The organism is Candidatus Nitrospira bockiana (assembly GCF_965152565.1).
The window spans coordinates 3,990,657-4,008,344 of record NZ_OZ224215.1; the positions used below are offsets into that span (position 1 = coordinate 3,990,657).

At 63.4% G+C, this 17,688-nt stretch carries 16 protein-coding genes; 5 read left to right on the forward strand and 11 right to left on the reverse strand.

Features of this window, described 5'->3' with window-relative positions; genetic code table 11:
• Window positions 1–109 precede the first annotated feature (109 nt).
• Both ACWHYV_RS19625 and ACWHYV_RS19630 read left to right on the forward strand, forming a co-directional pair.
• Window positions 110–457, forward strand: a complete 348-nt coding sequence (locus ACWHYV_RS19625; protein WP_447978178.1) for a 4Fe-4S dicluster domain-containing protein — start codon at window positions 110–112, stop codon at window positions 455–457.
• A gap of 139 nt (window positions 458–596) precedes the next feature.
• Complete coding sequence (locus ACWHYV_RS19630; protein WP_447978179.1) at window positions 597–932, forward strand: hypothetical protein; 336 nt, start codon at window positions 597–599, stop codon at window positions 930–932.
• A 76-nt stretch (window positions 933–1,008) separates the two neighbouring features.
• Here ACWHYV_RS19630 and ACWHYV_RS19635 read toward each other — a convergent pair whose 3' ends face one another.
• From ACWHYV_RS19635 to ACWHYV_RS19645, 3 genes are all read right to left on the reverse strand, one after another.
• Window positions 1,009–1,488 carry a hypothetical protein gene (locus tag ACWHYV_RS19635; RefSeq protein WP_447978180.1) on the reverse strand — a complete coding sequence of 160 codons (480 nt, stop codon included), beginning with the start codon at window positions 1,486–1,488 and terminating at the stop codon, window positions 1,009–1,011.
• A gap of 199 nt (window positions 1,489–1,687) precedes the next feature.
• The gene (locus ACWHYV_RS19640; protein ID WP_447978181.1) at window positions 1,688–3,223 is read right to left on the reverse strand and encodes a fused MFS/spermidine synthase; all 1,536 of its coding nucleotides are present in this window, start codon (window positions 3,221–3,223) and stop codon (window positions 1,688–1,690) included.
• 264 nt (window positions 3,224–3,487) lie between these two features.
• Window positions 3,488–3,898, reverse strand: coding sequence for a CBS domain-containing protein (locus tag ACWHYV_RS19645; RefSeq protein WP_447978182.1), 411 nt, complete (start codon window positions 3,896–3,898; stop codon window positions 3,488–3,490).
• A 156-nt stretch (window positions 3,899–4,054) separates the two neighbouring features.
• On the opposite strand from ACWHYV_RS19645, the gene ACWHYV_RS19650 reads away from it, so the two are divergent.
• On the forward strand, window positions 4,055–5,374 hold the full coding sequence (locus tag ACWHYV_RS19650) for a UDP-glucose dehydrogenase family protein (protein WP_447978183.1): 1,320 nt from the start codon (window positions 4,055–4,057) through the stop codon (window positions 5,372–5,374).
• Window positions 5,375–5,382: 8 nt separating this feature from the next.
• Here the strand turns inward: ACWHYV_RS19650 and ACWHYV_RS19655 are convergent, their stop codons facing one another.
• Genes ACWHYV_RS19655 through ACWHYV_RS19670 form a run of 4 tightly spaced genes read right to left on the reverse strand, consistent with a single transcriptional unit; the run spans window position 5,383 to window position 9,062 of the window.
• Window positions 5,383–6,099, reverse strand: coding sequence for a HEAT repeat domain-containing protein (locus ACWHYV_RS19655; protein WP_447978184.1), 717 nt, complete (start codon window positions 6,097–6,099; stop codon window positions 5,383–5,385).
• 15 nt (window positions 6,100–6,114) lie between these two features.
• Entirely contained in the window at window positions 6,115–6,882 is a 768-nt protein-coding gene (locus ACWHYV_RS19660; RefSeq protein ID WP_447978185.1) for a HEAT repeat domain-containing protein, read from the reverse strand.
• On the reverse strand, window positions 6,875–7,978 hold the full coding sequence (locus ACWHYV_RS19665) for a HEAT repeat domain-containing protein (protein ID WP_447978186.1): 1,104 nt from the start codon (window positions 7,976–7,978) through the stop codon (window positions 6,875–6,877). Before ACWHYV_RS19665 ends, ACWHYV_RS19660 begins: the two co-directional genes overlap by 8 nt.
• A 1-nt stretch (window position 7,979) precedes the next feature.
• A complete protein-coding gene (locus ACWHYV_RS19670) occupies window positions 7,980–9,062 on the reverse strand; it encodes a HEAT repeat domain-containing protein (RefSeq protein WP_447978187.1) in 1,083 nt (360 codons plus the stop codon).
• A gap of 314 nt (window positions 9,063–9,376) precedes the next feature.
• Between ACWHYV_RS19670 and ACWHYV_RS19675 the strand changes: the two genes are divergently transcribed.
• The gene (locus ACWHYV_RS19675) at window positions 9,377–10,570 is read left to right on the forward strand and encodes a hypothetical protein (protein WP_447978188.1); all 1,194 of its coding nucleotides are present in this window, start codon (window positions 9,377–9,379) and stop codon (window positions 10,568–10,570) included.
• A 62-nt stretch (window positions 10,571–10,632) separates the two neighbouring features.
• Here ACWHYV_RS19675 and ACWHYV_RS19680 read toward each other — a convergent pair whose 3' ends face one another.
• Genes ACWHYV_RS19680 through ACWHYV_RS19690 form a run of 3 tightly spaced genes read right to left on the reverse strand, consistent with a single transcriptional unit; the run spans window position 10,633 to window position 13,492 of the window.
• Window positions 10,633–11,997: a HEAT repeat domain-containing protein gene (locus ACWHYV_RS19680; protein ID WP_447978189.1), complete on the reverse strand. Its 1,365-nt coding sequence runs from the start codon at window positions 11,995–11,997 to the stop codon at window positions 10,633–10,635.
• 22 nt (window positions 11,998–12,019) lie between these two features.
• Window positions 12,020–12,457 (reverse strand): hypothetical protein, encoded by a 438-nt coding sequence (locus ACWHYV_RS19685; RefSeq protein ID WP_447978190.1) that lies wholly within the window; start codon window positions 12,455–12,457, stop codon window positions 12,020–12,022.
• A gap of 9 nt (window positions 12,458–12,466) precedes the next feature.
• Window positions 12,467–13,492, reverse strand: a complete 1,026-nt coding sequence (locus ACWHYV_RS19690; RefSeq protein ID WP_447978191.1) for an alkaline phosphatase family protein — start codon at window positions 13,490–13,492, stop codon at window positions 12,467–12,469.
• A 240-nt stretch (window positions 13,493–13,732) separates the two neighbouring features.
• Between ACWHYV_RS19690 and ACWHYV_RS19695 the strand changes: the two genes are divergently transcribed.
• Window positions 13,733–14,992, forward strand: a complete 1,260-nt coding sequence (locus tag ACWHYV_RS19695) for a hypothetical protein (RefSeq protein ID WP_447978192.1) — start codon at window positions 13,733–13,735, stop codon at window positions 14,990–14,992.
• 14 nt (window positions 14,993–15,006) lie between these two features.
• On the opposite strand, the gene polA is transcribed toward ACWHYV_RS19695, so the two are convergent.
• A complete protein-coding gene (polA, locus tag ACWHYV_RS19700) occupies window positions 15,007–17,676 on the reverse strand; it encodes a DNA polymerase I (RefSeq protein ID WP_447978193.1) in 2,670 nt (889 codons plus the stop codon).
• Window positions 17,677–17,688: the final 12 nt, after the last annotated feature.

Sequence of the window (17,688 nt, forward strand, 5' to 3'; positions counted from 1 at the left end):
GTGTGTTGACTTGCAAGAAAATCGCGGTCTAGAATGAGACTTCTTTTTGGACGGAATATGAGCAGGTGGAAACGGCATTGTCAATACTGACTGTAAGGAGGCTCGGCTCATGGCTCTCTTAATTACCGACGAATGCATCTCATGCGGCGCCTGCTTGCCGGAATGCCCGAACGAAGCGATCTTCGAGACGCGAAGCGACGCGGAGGGTAAAGGTTACCACGTAGGAGAAGGGCAGGGAGTAGGCGACAATATCTACGTCATCACGCATGAGCGCTGCACGGAATGCGTGGGGCACTTCGATGAACCGCAATGCGCGGCCGTTTGCCCCGTCGATAACTGCTGCATTCCTGATCCGGCCTACCCGGAGACCACCGAGACCCTCTTGGAGAAAGCTCGGAAGCTCAACCCGGACAAGGAAATCGACGCCAACAAAGTGTGGAGCGGCGTCCGGAACTAACCCCCCTCTGGTCGGCGTTTCGAGAAGCCCCGCCTTCGACGAAGGCGGGGCTTTTTTGTTTCTTTCCGGTTCCCTTCGTCATGGGCCGTGTTTTCACAGAATGTTATAATGTTTTCATCACTCTCACATGGAGGCCACCATGCGGTTCACTCTGGCTTTCCTTTTGGGCCTCGGCATGTTGTTTGTCTCCTCGATCCCCCTGCCGGCAAGCACCGGAGATCTGACGACGGTGATCGAAAGCTTCGTGGCAAAGCAATTTCCAACCGCCAAGAGCTATTTCTGGGTCGTGAACGATGCGCAGTGGCAAACCGAGAATGAACTCGTGGTGGACCTCAATACCATTGTACAGACGAAGACAGGAGAAGCGCCGACGGCGAATCGATACCTGCTGCTGATCGTCGGGGATCATCTGGCCGCCTCGCAAAACATCCCACTAGACAGCGAAGTCGACTGCCAGCCTGAACAGCAAACCTGAGCGCGAGATCGGCTGAAACACAAAGGCCCCGTCACTCACATGAGTGACGGGGCCTTTGTCCGTCCGGATAGCCGGGCTACTTGATCATGAGTAACTTGCCGCCGACATGGGCCGGATGCAAGTGACAACGATAGGTCAACGTGTTTCCCTGCGTGCCATAGAAGAGATCACTCGTCGGGATGCCGATGTATTTCGTCTCACCGGGCTTCAGGACCAACTCCGCCTTCAACACGGACGGCGCCATGGCGTTCGTCGCATCGGTCATCTGAAACCCGTGCTCGGCCGAGGAATTGTTCGTGACTTTGATCACGACGGGCCGGCCGGGACGGACCTTGAAGTCGATGACGGTTATCGGGGGGTACCAGGTTTTCATGTTTCCGATTTCGATTGAGAACAACTGAGCATCCACTTCCAGTTCCTTGAACGGCTGCCCTACGACAGAACCCGTTTCAAGATCCCCGACCTCCACTCCACCCGCTTGCAGTGCAAACGAGGGAACGGTTCCCGCAGCTATGATGACAAGGCCGAAGAAACCCGCTACCAACATCCTACGCATAGCCTTACCTCCTTAGGAAAACGGAATGTGATGAGTTAAGTAATGAGGAATACCGGCTAACAGTGAAACGGGTCCTAACTCAGGTACTCAAGCTCTAATAGCGCCGCTCCTTATAGCACACGCCCAAGGTGGAAGCAAGCAGCTTTCTTCCCCCCGCACCAGCCCCATTCCTGACAAATTATGCCGTTGTTTCAATTCCTTACCTCTCACTTCGATTCGACGATTGGTCCACGCCCACTCGGCCGACCAGGAGATCATACGGGGCATAATCATCGGTCAGGACGACGCCGCGCGGCCAGTCGCCCCGTCGTACGGTGAGAAGGTCGGGAACTTGAAAGGGGAGACGTTGGTGGGAGACCAGCGTTCGGATTGTGTCGAGAAACTCAGGAGCGGCAAATCGCGACACGGATGGGCCCGCGAAGAAAATCAAGTTCTCGGCATTCGGCGTCGTGCTTTTCCATGGTCCCTTGACGCCGAACGCTTCCACGATGGGAAAGACGGATTTCAGCGTTTCAACGACGGCGGCCGCGCGCTGAAGATCAGGCCCCTCGCCGGACGAGGCCAGGTTCGCCGCGAGCACGCCGTCGGCATCGAGATGCGAACGGAGCTCTTGGAAGAACTCCTGCGTCGTCAAATGAAAGGGGATGAGATGTCGTGCAAACACGTCCAGCCAAATGATGTCGTATCGACGGTCGCTCCCGCGTAAGAAGGCCCGCGCATCCTTGACGTAGACCTGATGCGTTGGAGGAGGACGATACGCGAAATAGCGCTCCGCGGCCCACGCAACGGATGGATCCACCTCCACGGTATCAACCTCGAGCTCGGGCCATCGATGCGCCAGCCACTTGGCGAGGGAGCCGCCGCCGTGCCCAAGAATCAGCGCCCGCTTGGGCTCGGGGTGGATCGCCAACGCCGCCATCATGAGCTGGCTGTATGGCAGGTAGAGCTCCACAGGATCCGCCTTCCACATCACCGCATGGAAGGTGCGATCGAGGATCAGGTAACGAAAGAGGTCATCCTCCCGGATCCGGAGTTGCTGATACGGGCTGTCCTCTTGATACAACGGGGCGGACAGTACGTGGACGGGATGCAGAGCCAGCCAGCCCAGTGCCGCGCCGATGGCGAGGACCAGGGCAGTCCCACTCACCTTCGCCATGACACGAGACTGGAGCGCCATGGTCCGCCACCACCAGCCGAGCGCGAGCACCAGTTGGACGGTGCCGAGCAGCGTGATCAGCATCAGGTTCCCCAGCCAGGTGAGCAGGTAGAACGCAGTCCCCCATGTCCCGAGGAGACTGCCGATCGTCGAAACCGCAATCATGCGGCCGGTGTGACGACCCAGGTGACCGAGGTCGACGATCGACAGCCGGAGCAACGCCGGTAGCACCCCGCTCAGGCAAAAGGCGGGCGGAGCAAGGAGCACGGTCGCGGCCAGGCATGGCCCCCAACGCGGATCCTGGACCCATGACGAGACCGTGAACATCACCGGTTGACCGACCCCGGCCAACAACAACGTCCAGCCGCCGGAAACCACCAGCAGCCAAGCCAATACGGCGCCCGACTGATAGCGATCGGCCAGCCAGCCGCCCATCGCGTAACCAGTGCTCATGGCGGCGAGAATGACACCAATAAGGGCGCCCCAGACGAACAACGAGTTCCCAAAGACGGGCGCCAGCAGGCGACTCCCCAGAATCTCCAACGCCATGACCACGGCACCCGTCGCGAAGGCGGTCACCGGCAGCCACATGCCAAACCGAACTGGCGATAGGCCGGCCGCAGGTGTCATGATCGCGTGATGGAGACGTGCCGGAGGGAAGGACGAATCATCCTCGAGCGCCCGGTGAGCGGACTGAGGGGACCATGCATGGGCGGACGTGAGCGCCTCAGGAACTCGGGCTGAAAGCAGGTTCCCCGGGATCTACGGAACCGGCACACGTGCCGCCTCCACGCTCTGCCGCCCGCCTGTCGTGGCTTCAACCCCGCTGGCGTCCGCATCCTGCTACAGCGCCCCCCAATTCTTGAAGTAGCGAAGCAGATCCCGGACGGAAATGATCCCGACGATCTCGCCATCTTGGGTGACAGGCAGGTGACGGATCCCGTGTTCAGCCATCAGATCGCTGGCGTCGTGCGCGGAGCGATCCACTTCGATCGTTATCAGCGGGCTGCTCATGACTGACCGGACTTGTGCTTCCGCTGGATTGACGCCGACCGCCATGGCCTTCCGGACGAGGTCGGCTTCGCTGATCACCCCGATGTAGTTGCGTTCGGAGCCGACCAGCAGAGCGCCCACCTGCGCATCGCGCATCAACGCGGCCGCTTCCACGAGCGTGGCCTCGGGCCGCACCGTGCGGATCTTTCGGTTCATCATGACGGCCAACGGCCGCAGGATGACTCCGCTGGGTGTCGTCATGGAGGGCTCCGCGATGCTTGGGAAACCGCGATTGTACTGAACGGGTCTCGGCGTGTCAACGAATGGGCGCGCCGAGATGAAGGGTCGCTGTTGCACGTTTGCTTCTCTTCGTATACCCTCTCGCGCAACGTTCGAGGGTTGTCGCTAGAGGAGATCATGCACATCAGCGTCATCGGAACTGGATACGTGGGACTGGTCACGGGCGCCTGCTTCGCGGAATTCGGCCTCAACGTCACCTGCATGGACATCGACGACCGCCGGGTCGCCCGGCTCGAGAAGGGGGATGTTCCTTTTTATGAGCCCGGGGTGACCGAACTGGTCGGCAAGGGCCTCAAGGAAAATCGACTCGCGTTCACGACCGACATCGCCAAGGCGGTCGAGCACGCGCTGGTCATCTTCATTGCGGTCGGCACGCCGACCCGGAACGACGGCTCCGCCGATCTCTCCTACGTCGAAGAAGTGGGCCGCGGCATCGGGCAGGCGATGCGGGGCTACAAGGTCATCGTGACGAAATCAACCGTGCCCGTTGGAACCGGTGGGCGGCTGCGCGAAGTGATCCGAGCGAATCAACCGGAACCCTACCGCTTCGATATCGTCTCGAACCCCGAGTTCCTACGGGAGGGGTCGGCCATCGAAGATTTCCTGCGCCCGAATCGCGTCGTCATCGGCGCCGACAGCCCCGAAGCCGTTGCGATCATGAAAGACCTCTATCGCCCGCTCTATCTGATCGAAACCCCGTTCGTCGTCACCGACGTCCCGACGGCCGAGATGATCAAGTATGCCTCGAACGCCTTTCTCGCGACCAAGGTCTCCTTCATCAACGAAATGGCGAACCTCTGCGAGCGCGTGGGCGCCGACATCCAGGTCGTGGCCAAGGCCATGGGCCTGGATCAACGCATCGGCTCGAAGTTCCTGCACGCCGGCCCGGGCTTCGGGGGGTCGTGTTTTCCCAAAGACGTCTCGGCGCTGATTCAGACCGCTGAAGAAGCCGGTTGCCACATGGAGATCGCGCGCGCAACCGCCCGGGCGAACGAGCGGCAGCGCGAGCTCATGATCGACAAGATTCAGGGAGCGCTGGGTGGCGTCGCGGGGAAGACCGTGGGGCTATTGGGGCTGTCCTTCAAGCCGAACACGAACGACCTGCGGGAATCACCGGCGTTGACGATCGCGGCCCGGCTCATCGCCGAGGGATGTGCCGTCCGAGCGTATGACCCTGCCGCACTCGAAGAAGCGACCCGCCTCGTGCCGGGCCTCATTCCGTGCGCCGATCCCTATGAGGTCGCCCGGGGGGCCGATGCACTCGTCCTGGTCACGGAATGGAACCAGTTCCGGAACCTGGAGTTGCCTCGCATCAAAGAGAGTCTCAAGCAGCCGATCTTTGTCGATCTGAGAAACGTCTATGAGCCGGCGCGCATGGCGGCGAGCGGCTTTCACTACTTCTCGGTGGGCCGGCCGCCTCGCCGACCCCAACCGTGAGTCCGCCGTCAGGCCGTCGCTTGTCCGATCTGCCGGACCTCGCCTTTCTCTTCCTTGACCTTCGGCTTATACCCCATCCGGTCCAGCACCTTCAGGATGCGGGTCTTCAGCCGGTCGTCCGCGTCGGCCAGCGCGGTCGCCAACGGCTCTACGGCCGGCTTGCCGATCTTCCTGATGATTTCCGTCGCGGATTGGCGTAACTCGTCTTCTTCGGATACCAGCAACGGGATGAGCGAGGGGACGGACGGGCCGCCGATCTTGATCAAAGAGTCGTAGGCACGCTGGCGAACGTCCCCGACCTCATCCATGAGCGCCTCCACGAGCGGACCGACGGCCCGGACCTCTTTGAGCTCCCCCAGCGTCTCCGCGGCATACTTACGGTTCAGCCAATGCGTGTCTTTGAGATCGACGAGCATGGCTTCGGCGCGGGCGCTGTTCGGGTCCTTCGACCGAATTCGAAAATGCTTCGCGACCCGCTTCCCGCCTTCCTCGACCACGCGGATGGTGGCGCCGTCACCCGGCTTGATCTTGTTCAGATCCTCGAGCGCCTCGTCGGCCACGTCGAGCAGGACGGTCTTCCCGTCATAAGCCAGGAGCTCGACCTCGAGCTGCTTGGCAGCGACATTCACCGCAACGACCTTTTCCGTGACGAGATTGAAGCCGTCTTTCTTCTCCCCGCCTTTAGGGCCGATTTGAATGAGTTTCACCGGAGCTTGATCCGCCATGGTGCATCCTTTTCGTTACGGGTTAGTCGGTTTCCAGCCCAAGCTGGCCAGCGCCCCTTCGGCCGTCTCCTGGACCATTTCGTTTTCATCTTCGAGCAGCGGCAGCAGGGGAGCGATCGCCCGCGGATCGCCCAAGCGGGCCAGCGATTCGGCCGCATTGCGCCGGACCAGCCAATCTTCGTCCTTCAACGCTTCGATGAGCGGCGGCACGCACCGGCCGTCTCCGATCTTGCCCAAGGCCTCGGCCGCATGCCTCCGGACCATCCAATTGTTGCCCAGGAGACCGTCGATCAGCGCCTCGACGGCCCGTGCGTCGCCGATCTTCTTCAAGACTCGGGCCGCATCCTCGCGCACGGTGCCATCGGTCAGGGCTTCGACGAGGCCCGGAACGGCGCGCGAGTCCCCGATGCGCTCGAGCGCCCAAACGGCGGCGTTCCGAACGCCGCCGTCTTTGTCCTTGAGCGCCTTCACCAGCGGCTCGACGCCGCGCGGGTCTTTCAGTTTACCCAGCGCCGAGGCCGCCTGCTCGCGAACGGCCCACTCGTCGTCCTCGAGCGCCTCGATCATCGGCTCCACTGCAGCCGGTCCCATCCGGACGATCGCGCTGGTGGCCGCCTCCCGAATCACCGCGTCTTCGTCGGCCAACAGACCGATCAGCTGCGGCAACGCGTCCAGGCCCACCTGGCCGAGACTCGCCGCGGCATGTTCTCTCAGGGCTTCATTCTCATCCGTCAACGCCGACAGCAACTGGCTGATTCGATCCGCGCGTTCCGAGTCATTCATGCTCATCCTCATGCCCCTGACCGGCAGCCTCCGTCTGGGCTGCTATGGCTTGCAACTTGTTGACGATCACTTGCGAGTTGTACGAGACCAGGCCGTCACGATCGGTTTTCAGCCGCTCAAAGAGGTCGGCGTAAGGCCGCAGCCGGTCCACGTCCTTGACCTTGGCCAGCGCTTCGATCGCGAACACGCGAAGCGGCCGTACGGGGATCAGCTCCACGAGCAGGTCGACCGGCCGGGCGTCTCCGATCAACCCCAACGCCTTCACCGCCAACTCCTTCACGCCCGTATCTTTGTCCGCACGAAGCCGCTCCATCAACGGCTCCACGGCGCGCACGTCGCCGATCTTCCCCAAGAGATCGGCCGCCGCCTCACGCACCACCCAATCGTCGTCGTTGAGATACTCGATGAGGATTTCCACGCTCGGCCGGCCGATCCTGAGCAGGTCGATGACGGTGGCCATCCGCATCTCCTCGCGCTCCACCGACTCCTCCACGTTGCGGAGGGCGTCGAACGCCTGGTCGATGCGGTCTCTGATGGCCTGGAGCTTTTTCAACGTCCGAACGGCCGTGGCCTGCAGGATCGGATCCGCCATCGCATCGACCAAGGCATCCGCGGATCGTGGATCGAGCAAATGCTCCAGGATCTCCCCCGCCAGCAGCCGAGCCTGCTCGTCAGGGTGTTTCAGCATCGACGACAGCGGGTGGATGGCGGTGGGGATGACGCCGAGCAGGTGAACGATGATCCGCCGCTGCCCCTCATCGGAAGAGTGCTGAAGTGCGGTCACCAGCGCCCCGGCTGCGTCGGCGTCCAGCACACCGGCCATCTGTTCCAGCGCGACCGCGGCGACCTTTCGGACGCCCGGGTCTTCATCGGAAAGAAGCCGGACCAAGGCAGGTCCTCCGCGTGGATCTTTCAGACGAGCCAACATGCCGGCTGCTTCGACCCTGAGCGCCGAATCGCCGGTCGCCAGGACCCGGATGAGGCCCTCGACCGCCTTTGGACCGCCGGCCAGACAGGCCGCCGTCGCCCGCATGCGGCGCCACTGCTCTTCGTGGGCCAGTTCGCCGATCAGTATGTCCAACGATTCTTTCGGCATGTCAAATCCGATTCGGTCGCCACCCGACTTCGGTCAGCGTCTCACGCACGTAGAACAGCACGTTCTCGTCCTGCTCGCGCTTCAGCATCTCGAGTAAGGACGGGACCACCCGGTCACCGAAACGAGCCAGCGCGGCGGCCGCATCCGACCGGGTCACGGTCAGCCGGAGCGCGCCGATCAACGCCGGGATCGCGGCGGGGTCCCCGATCTGCCCCAGGGCGCGCACCGCGAGACCCATGACGATGATTTCTTGGTCCCACTGGTCTCCGCACCCATTGACCGGCCGGCGCGTATCGGGGCGGGCCGCTCCGGTCACGATCGCGACGAGCGCTGGAACCGCCCGCCGATCGCCGATCCGGCCCAGCGCTTCGACCGCGACCGGTCGAAGGTCCAGATCCTTCAAGAGCGCCAAGAGAAACTCCGCCGCCTCAGGCCGTCCGATCTCTCCCAACGCTCGGACGGCATCGGTTCTCACCGCGGTATCCGGATCGTTGAAGACGACGGACAGAAGCGGCTGCACCGCCGCCGCCGATTTGATTTTGCCGAGCGCTTCGATCGCGTGCAACTTCACCAGCCATTCCTTGTGCGACAGGGCCTCGAGTAACTCCGGGACGGCCGCATCGCCGATCGCGGCCAACGCGTTGGCCGCATCCACCCGGACGGCTTTCACCGTGTCCTGGAGCAGCGGCATGAGCGCTGTCACGGCTCGCCGGTCGCGGATCCGGCCCAGCGCCTTGGCCGCATGCATGCGCACGATCCAATCCGGACTGGGCAGCGCACCGAGCAAGGGCTCGAGGACCCGGCCGTCGCCGATCGCGGCCAGGATCGAGGCCGCACACTCTTGCACCGTCAAGACCGGATCAGACAGGCAGGAGCCCAGAGCCGGAACACAAGGCTCGCCGATGGCGGTCAGCGCGGAGACCGCCGCCTCCCGGACCGCCCGATCCTCGTCACGCAGGGCTTTGACCAGCGCGCCGACGGCTCGAGGATCGCGCAGGGTTCCGAGCATGGCCGCCGCTTCTTCACGAATGGCCCAGTCCTCGTCACTCAGCGCGGCGATCTGCTCCGCAACCGTGTCGGCCATCGCTCGTCACCTTCAAGGCAAGAGGTCGCAACATGAGGCGTTTGAAAGGATTTCGACCTTAACACACGCTTTTTTGGGGGGTCAATAGCAGGCCGTTGCGATCCGAGCCCCTTTCCCCCATTGCTTTCCCCCCATTGATTGACAGCCCTCTTTGGTGATGCTTACTATGGGTGTCCTGTTCGCTAACTCATCGCCTTCGCTGCACTGCGCTGTTCTCGATCGGCTGGAGGAGGAACCCTACGATGCGGACGTCAACCCTGTGTTCCCGCAGGCTGGTGCTAACCTCATTCGCATGGCTTCTCGGAGTCGCCTTGATGGGAGCTTCCATCACCCTCGCGCCGCCGGCCCACTCCTACGAAGTCTGGATCACCGACCAGTCGGACACGGCCAAGGAGAGCGGCGGGTACCTCTACATTTACGACGGCCCCAAACTGGCCGCCGATCCCGTGAAGACCAAACCCGCGACCACGATCGACCTGGGCGGCGAGGTCAACAAATTCTGCGAAGAGGCGACGAAGAAACCCGTGCGTCGTCCGCACATGCTGTTCTTCTCAAAGGACCAGTCGCACGCCATCCTCTCGTTCTTGAGCGGCCAGGTCCTGTTCATGGATGCCGCGACGAAGAAGCCCGAAGCGTGCCTTTCGATGGGGAAAAACGTGCATGCGGCATGGCCGACCCCGGATCAGAAGATGGTGATTGCGGCCAACATCGCGGAGAAAAAGTTCATCCGAATCTGGACGGACTACAAAGCCCACCGGTTCTCCTTCGACCCCGTGAAAGATGTCCTCGATCTGGGAGCCATGCAGTCGGGGGAACGGCCGGACACCGCCCCCATCTGTCCGATTACCGATAGCGCGAGCAAGTACGCGTATATCACGCTCCGAGGCGGCGGTCTCTTCATCGTCGACGTAACGGACACGCCGATGACGGTGACGGCCACATTGAGCAATGCCCAGATCCATCCGGCCGGGTGCGGCGGGGTCGAGATCGATGGCACGATGTACATCAACTCGGGCGGCGGCTGGCCGGTCGCGCCGCTCTCTTACGACATCTATGCCATCAATACGGAAAACTTGCCGAAATCGGTCTCCGCGAAGTTGATCAGCTCCCGGGACGAGCGGTTCGCGGATTCCCACGGTCTCATCGGCGTCGGGCGATACCTCTGGAGCGCCGACCGAGCCGGGAACAACATCGAGATCATCGACACGCTGACCAATTTGAGCATCAACGCCATCCCGTTGGTCGGCCCCCACAGCGACGACCCCGCCCCCGACCTCCTCGACGTCGCCCCGGACGGCGGCCATGTGTTCGTCGGTCTGCGGGGCCCCAATCCGCTGAGCGGAAACGACAAGAATGTCGACAATGCCAAGGGATCGACACCGGGAGTCGGCGTCATCAAAGTGACGGACGGAGGACGAGGGGGCGAGTTCATCGGGGTGGCGCGGATCAGCAACATGAAGGACGGCAAGGAAACCGCCGACACCCACGCGACGGCGGTCAGAAAATGAGCTGAACCCACGCGCTTAGTGAGCAGAGGCTGAGGAGCTGGGACCGGCCGGCTCCGTATCCCCTACATCGCCCCCTTCGCCAGGTCGCCGGATGGACCGAAACGGCCGGTGTCCCCGAGAGGACGATCGACACGGAGATTGTCGGCGCGGCTCGAATCGACTTCCTCGTCGGGCGGCGGCTCCCACCCCAACTTCTTCAATGTTTCGAGCACAATCTGTTTGAGGGCGTCCGCAGCCGTCAATCGGCTGGTTGCAAAGGACATCACGCGCTCGCCTTCGGACTCGACTTCCGATGCCTTGGGGTCGTGCAGGAAGGCCACGAGCGGCTCGATGGCCGTATCCCCGATCAGGACCAGCGAGGCCGAGGCCCGGTCCCGCAAATTCACGTCCTTCAGAAGCATGATCAGCTCGGGGATCACCCGGGGATCGCGGAAGTGCCCCAGGGCCGTGGCCGCCGCTTCCTTGATGAAGGCCTCTTCGCTCACGATGCAGCCCGGCGTCGGCGTCCCGTCCTGGCGAATCCCCTTTCCCTTGAGCGCGGCGAGCACAGGGGGGAGCGCCCGCGCATCGCCGATCATCCCCAGGGACATGATGGCGTGGCGCTTGACCGCCCCATCCTTCATCGCCTCGATGAGCCCGTCGATTGCCCGAGGGTCTCCGATCATGCCCAACGCGATCGTCGCGTCCTCGCGAACCGCGCGGTCCGGATCCTTCAACATCGTCACGAGCTTGTCCACGACCTTCGGCTCGCGCACCCAGGAGCGACCGATCTGATAATCCGTCGTCATCCCGCCCAGGGCGCGCACCGCGTGGCAGCGAACGACGAAATCCTTGTCATCGAGCGTATCGAGCAGCGGACCGACCGATGGTTGACCGATCGTCACGAGCGCCGTGCCGGCCGTTTCGCGCACGGTTTTGGAGCTGTCGCGGAACAGCTTGATCAGCGACGGCACCGCCTTGGGGTCTCCGATCTTTCCCAATGCCTCGGCCGCCGCCGCTTTCACCGCCCCATCGCGATCGCGACACGCCGCCATGAGCGCGTCGACCGCACGGGGATCCCTGATCTCGCCGCAGGTCTTGGCGGCATGTTCACGCACGCGCCATCGCTCGTCCTTCAACGCTTGGACCAGGCGATCCACCGCCGGCTTTTCGAGTGACGCCGCGGCCGCGACTGCCTCGTTCCGCACCTCCATGATCGGGTCGTTGAAGAGCCCAATGAGCGCTTCGATCGCCTTGGGTCCGCCGATCTTGGCCACCCCCCACCCGGCATGCGCGCGCACCGACCAGAATTCGTCCTGACAAGCCTGAATCAGGGCATCGAGCGTGCTGGCGTCGCCCAGCTCTGCAAGGTGCTTGGCCGCCTCCTCGCGGGTGGCATCGTCAACGTCTTCCAATGCTTCCAAGAGATCGTCGATTGCGTGGGCCATAGCCAACCTCTCCCTCGTCGAGCTAGTTCGGCCTCTCGGCCTGCCAATAATCCGGCTGCCCGCTGTAGGGTTGCGTCCGGCTGCACTTGACCACCAGTCGTCGGGTCCCGCGCCCCGAGACGCATTGATCGAGCGAGGGGGCGTAATCCAACACCCCGTCCAGCGTCACCTCGAACGGAAAATCGAAGGTAAACGTGCCAAAGCGATAGCTGCCCGGCTTCAGCACCAGGTCCTTCGCGGTCGTCGTCTTGAACGCCTCGGTGCTCTCTGGGTCCAAGCTCCAGATCATCGGCGTGACACCCGGGACGTACCACCGGGTCGGCGGCGCGAGCGGGGTGGGATCGATTGTAATCACGTGCTCCTTACTGTAGGCGGGCGGTGGAGCGGCATGACCCGCCGCAAGACTGAGGCCGAGCACCAGAGCCGCGGAGCTGATGACAACGACGGACAGACGACCCATGGCAGTACGTTACTGAACCGGGGATGAGTGTGCGGAATCGGCCGCAGCGGTTCGCGGACTCCGAAAGATTTCCTCGACCGGTCGGCTCTCCCATTCGGTATGGGTGTCCAGCCCGAGGGTCCGCAGGACCGTTGCGCCGGTATCGAGAATCGACACCGGCTGATTGATGACATGCCCGGCCTTCACGCCGGCCCCCGACGCCAACCAGAGGACCCGCGGAGCCTCGCCACGGGCTTGATGGTCCTCGCTCCCCTGGCCTTCACCGGCCCCGCTCAAGGAGGTGACCATGACCGTCGTTCGGTCGATCAGATCCAGCTCCTTGTAGATGTCGAGCACCGCGCCCATCGCGGAGTCGACCGTCTTCAACGCGTCCCGATACGCCTTGGAATTCCAGCCGTTCGCCTCCGCCGCCCGGACCGGCTCCGGAAGATGGACGACGAGGAAATGGGGGAGCGCGAGAATCGCATGCCCATAACCGTGCCCGCTCGTCGCCTTCTTGAAATACTGTTTGATGTAGTTCACGACCGTCCCGGGGCTGCACTCCGGTTTCAAGGGGCCGCACATTTGGTAGTCGGTGTAGGGTTCGGGCTTCGCGAGCTGATACAGGGATTCATCCATGAAAAAGATGGCGCTGTCCTTCCCGCCGCTCAGATCCAGGTAATCGAACACCGTCGGGGGGCGCGGATACCCGCGGAGGAAGTCGAAGGAGTTCCACGTGACTCCGTGTTTTTCAACCGGCAGGCCGGTCAAGAGCGAGGCCATGCTCGGAAGGCGCAACGGCGGGTTGACCCCGGTGGCAGACCAGGTGACCGACCCCTCTCTGACGAGTCGGCTCAAGACCGGCATGGCACCGCTCTTGACCGACTCCTTCCCCACTCCTTCCAGCACGAACAAGATGACGTGTTCAGGCTGAACCTGGGAGTCCGTCTTGGGAGCCGGATGGGTCTTTGCGGCGCCCCCGTCTTCGGGCATGCCGAACACGACGAGACCCGCCACCAGGAGCAAAGACCACAGCATCACCTTCAACGCGTTCATACACCTAACCCTATCCTTGATCCTTATCCTTGCACCATCCTGTCAGCCATCCTGTCAGGAGGAGTGCCGAAAAAGCATCGTACCTTATCACGCCAATTTTCAACGGGTCAACCTGCCGAAACAGTCGGCCGCGAATAGTAGACCCGACGGACCGGCCGCCCGGTGCCGTTTGAAGGCGCTGGAGCGTCGGCATGGGAAGAGCCGTTGCGCGGCGCGAGCGTTTTCGGTAAAGATTCGGCCATGCCGGTTGCGAACAACTTTCAACACGCCGTCTATGCTCGCTCGGACCCCGGCGACCGGGTGGCGTACCGCGAGCTGATCGTCGGCGCAGCCCCGGACTCCCTCGCGTGGCAAGATGCGATGGCCGGATTCGGCGCCCGGCTACACCGGGCCGGCGTCCGCCTCGTCTTGTTCCTGCACGGCACCTTCTTGAGCACCGACCTCTTCGGCATGCAACGGCTCGACGAGGCCGGGGGGCTCAAGCGGGGGTACTCCCGAGGGATCGCGGGCCTGGACGCGCTGCTGAGCTTGATGCGCGAGGGCGACAATGGGCTCCCGGCCTTCTCGGGCGGACGACGGCCCCCATTTCAGGACGACGACGCCACCAAGAGAGTCATCGACGAGCTCGCCGGCGAAGCGGCCAACTTCACGCAACGGTATGTCGAGCGGTTCTCGGCGGCGATCAATCGCGACGCGCCTTCGCCCATCGCGTGCCGGCGGGTGCTCTGGGCGAGCGAGCACCATCATCTCGGGCGTGCTCTGGCCGCCGTCCGCCTTCTGGACCGTCTCCGGACGCTTACGGCTGAACACAGGCTTGAGGCGGGCAATCGAATCCTCATCCAGGCACACGGGCACGCCGGCCTGGTCATGGCGCTGCTCTCGAACCTGCTCGCCCCCCATGCGTCCTCAGGCCGCACCTACCTGTTTCAGGCGCTCAAGGACTCGGCGAAGCAGACCACCGGGTCGGCGGATGAAATCGTCCGGATCGAGGAGGCCCTCGCGGCGGGCCACATCCTCAGCGGTCTCGTCCTCGACGTCGTCACGTTCGGGACGCCGGTTCGCTACGGCTGGGATCCCTCGGGTCTCGGCCGACTCCTCCATATCGTCAATCACCGGCCGATGCGGATCGACGGCAAGCGCTGGCTGGCCAAGATGGAGTTGCCCCAGATCACCATGGAAATGCCGATTGCATGGGGCGGGGACTATGTGCAGCAGCTCGCGGTCGCCGGGAGCGACGCCGTACCGGCCACCCCGGAGGCCAAAGCCGCCAACAAGGCGTTGTGGGAACTGCTCGAGCCGTACGAGGGCTTCGAACGCTGGCTGGAATGCGCTCGGAAAGCCGTGCGCTGCCACAACGACGGGCAGTGCCTGCTCGTCGACTACAAGGATTCAAGCGCCGCGAGCACCGCCAAGGACCATATTTACGGTCACGCGGCCTACACGCGGACGAATGCCCTGCTGTTCAATACCGGCGAGATCATCGGCGGGCTCTACGGCTAGAGCAGGCGTTGGAGTCACGGGTGGGCGTCCCGCCAGTTGCGTCCGACGCCCAGATCGACCTTGAGCGGCACGGTGATGCCGAGCTGCCGGCCGGTTTGCTCCATCTCGGATTTGACGAGCTGCTTCGCCTGATCCACGTCACGCTCGGGTGTCTCGAAGATCAGCTCGTCGTGGACCTGGAGGATCATCCTGGCGACGGGGAGATCCGTTTTGAGGCGCCGGCTGACGTTGATCATCGCGACCTTGATCAGGTCGGCAGCCGAGCCTTGAATGGGATTGTTGATGGCCATGCGCTCGCCGAAGCTCCGTTGCGTCGCATCCGGGCTGCTCAGCTCGGGAATCGGCCGGCGCCGCCCGAGAATCGTCGTCACATAGCCGTTTCGTTTCGCCTCGTCCAAGGTCCGGTCCAAGAACGCCTTCACTCCCGAGTACCTGGCGAAGTACGCCTCAATGTACTCCTTGGCCTTCTGTTGACTGATGTTGAGGGTCTGTGAGAGCCCGAAGGGACTGATACCATAGAGGATCCCGAACACCACCGTCTTGGCCACGCGTCGCATCTCGCGGGTGATCTGCTCCGGCACGAGATTGAAGATGTCCACGGCGGTCGCGGTGTGGATGTCTTCGCCGGCCGCGAAGACCCTGATGAGGCGTTCGTCTTGCGAAAGGTGCGCGAGAATCCGCGGTTCGATTTGGCTGTAATCCGCCGCGAGCAGCACAGAGCCCTGAGGCGCGACGAACGCCTCCCGGATGCGCAGCCCGTACTCCCCCTTGACCGGAATATTCTGAAGATTCGGCTCGGTGGACGAAAGGCGTCCGGTCGCGGCGACCGTCTGGTTCAATGAGGTGTGGATGCGGCCTGTTTCGGGATTGACCAGCATCGGCAACGCCTCCACGTAGGTCGTCTTCAGCTTGGTCAGGGTTCGGCACGCCAGGATCTGCGCGGGAAGCTCATGCTGGGCGGCCAACTGTGTCAGTGTGTCCTCATCGGTCGAATAGCCGGTCTTCGTTTTTCGAATCGGTTTCAGACCGAGCTTCTCGAACAAGATCGTGGCAAGCTGCTTGGGCGAGTTGAAATTGAAGGGTTCCCCGGCCAGCCGCGTGATCGTCTCCGCCATCCGGTCCAATTCGCGATCCAACTCCTTGCCCAGCGCCTGGAGCGCCCCGACGTCGAGCAGGAATCCGTTTCGTTCGATCTCGGCCAGCACGGCCACGAGCGGCATCTCCACCTCTTCGAAGAGCTGTAAGCTGCCCTGTTCGGCAAGCCGGGCCTTGAGCCGCGGCGCGAGTTGCGCAATCGCCGCCGCCGCTTCAGCGGCTTCGGGTTGGGCCGGATGCCGTTGATCGAACAAGTCCCCGGGCTCCACCGGCGCCGATTCGGCCCGCCCGCCTCCCAGGTGATACCCCAGGACATCCAGCGCCACGGCTTCCAGCGTGTGGGTCCGACGGTTGGGGTTGAGCAGGTACGCGGCGACCATGGTGTCGAACCACGGCGGCTCGAACGGCACGCCGGCGCGGCCGGTCGCCAGGAGCACCCCTTTCACGTCGTGGCCGGCTTTGACGCGGGCGGAGGCGAGCAGGGTCCGAAGCGGTTTCGGAAGAGCGCCGTCGCGGACAGGCGCATAGATCGTGTCCCCTTCGGAAAGGCTGAAGGCCATGCCGTCCAGCTCCGCCCGGACCCCCGCCGGCCCGCGCAACGCCGCATGGACCGCCACGGGCTCATCGCCGGATCGCCGCTCCACGCTCGCCACGAAACCCTGGGCGGACGGCTCGTCCTGGACCGTCACGGCGTCGGCGCCCAAGACTTCCGCACCGGCCGAAGGCTGGACGGTCTTCAGCAACGTGGAGAACTCCAACTCCCGCAGCAGGGCGACGAGCGGCTCCGGCGGCGGTGTCGCCAAACGAAAGGCCTCGCAGTCGAACTCAATGGGACAATCGACGTGGATCGTCGCGAGTTGCCGGCTGAGCCTGGCGCTCTCGGCCTGCTCCTTCAGCAAGGCCCTCGTCTTCGGCGGCGTCACCTCTTCGATGCGCTCGAGCAGGGCGTCGATCGTACCGAACTGGGCGATGAGCTTGGCGGCCGTCTTCTCTCCGATGCCCTTGACGCCCGGAATGTTGTCGATGCTGTCGCCCATCAGCCCCATGACCTCGACGACACGGGCCGGCTCCACCCCAAAGCGCGCCCGGCACTCCGCTTCGCCGAACCACTTGTCCTTGACCGGGTCATAGATCCGGACGGCCGGCGTCAGCAGTTGGAACATGTCCTTGTCGCTCGTCACGATGACCACGTCCATGCCGGCGGCCTCGGCCTTGCGGGCGAGGGTGCCGATGAGGTCATCCGCCTCGATGCCCATCTGCCGGACGACCGGGACGGCGAGCGCGTCGACCACCCGGTGGATGAGGGGGAGCTGCCCGACCATCCCGTGCGGCATCTCCGGGCGTTGGGCTTTGTATTCCTTGAACGCCTCGTGTCGCGCCGTCTTCCCGCCCTCGTCGAAGACGATCGCCAGACAATCGGGCCGGTGCTCACGGAGGATCTTCAGCAGCATCGTCGTGAACCCATAGACGGCATTGGTCTGCTGGCCCTTGGAGTTGGAGAGCGGGGGCAGCGCAAAGTAGGCGCGGTAGATATAGGCGCTCCCGTCGACGAGATAGAGCGTACGGCGTGTCTTGGCGGTGTCAGACATGACCAGAACGGC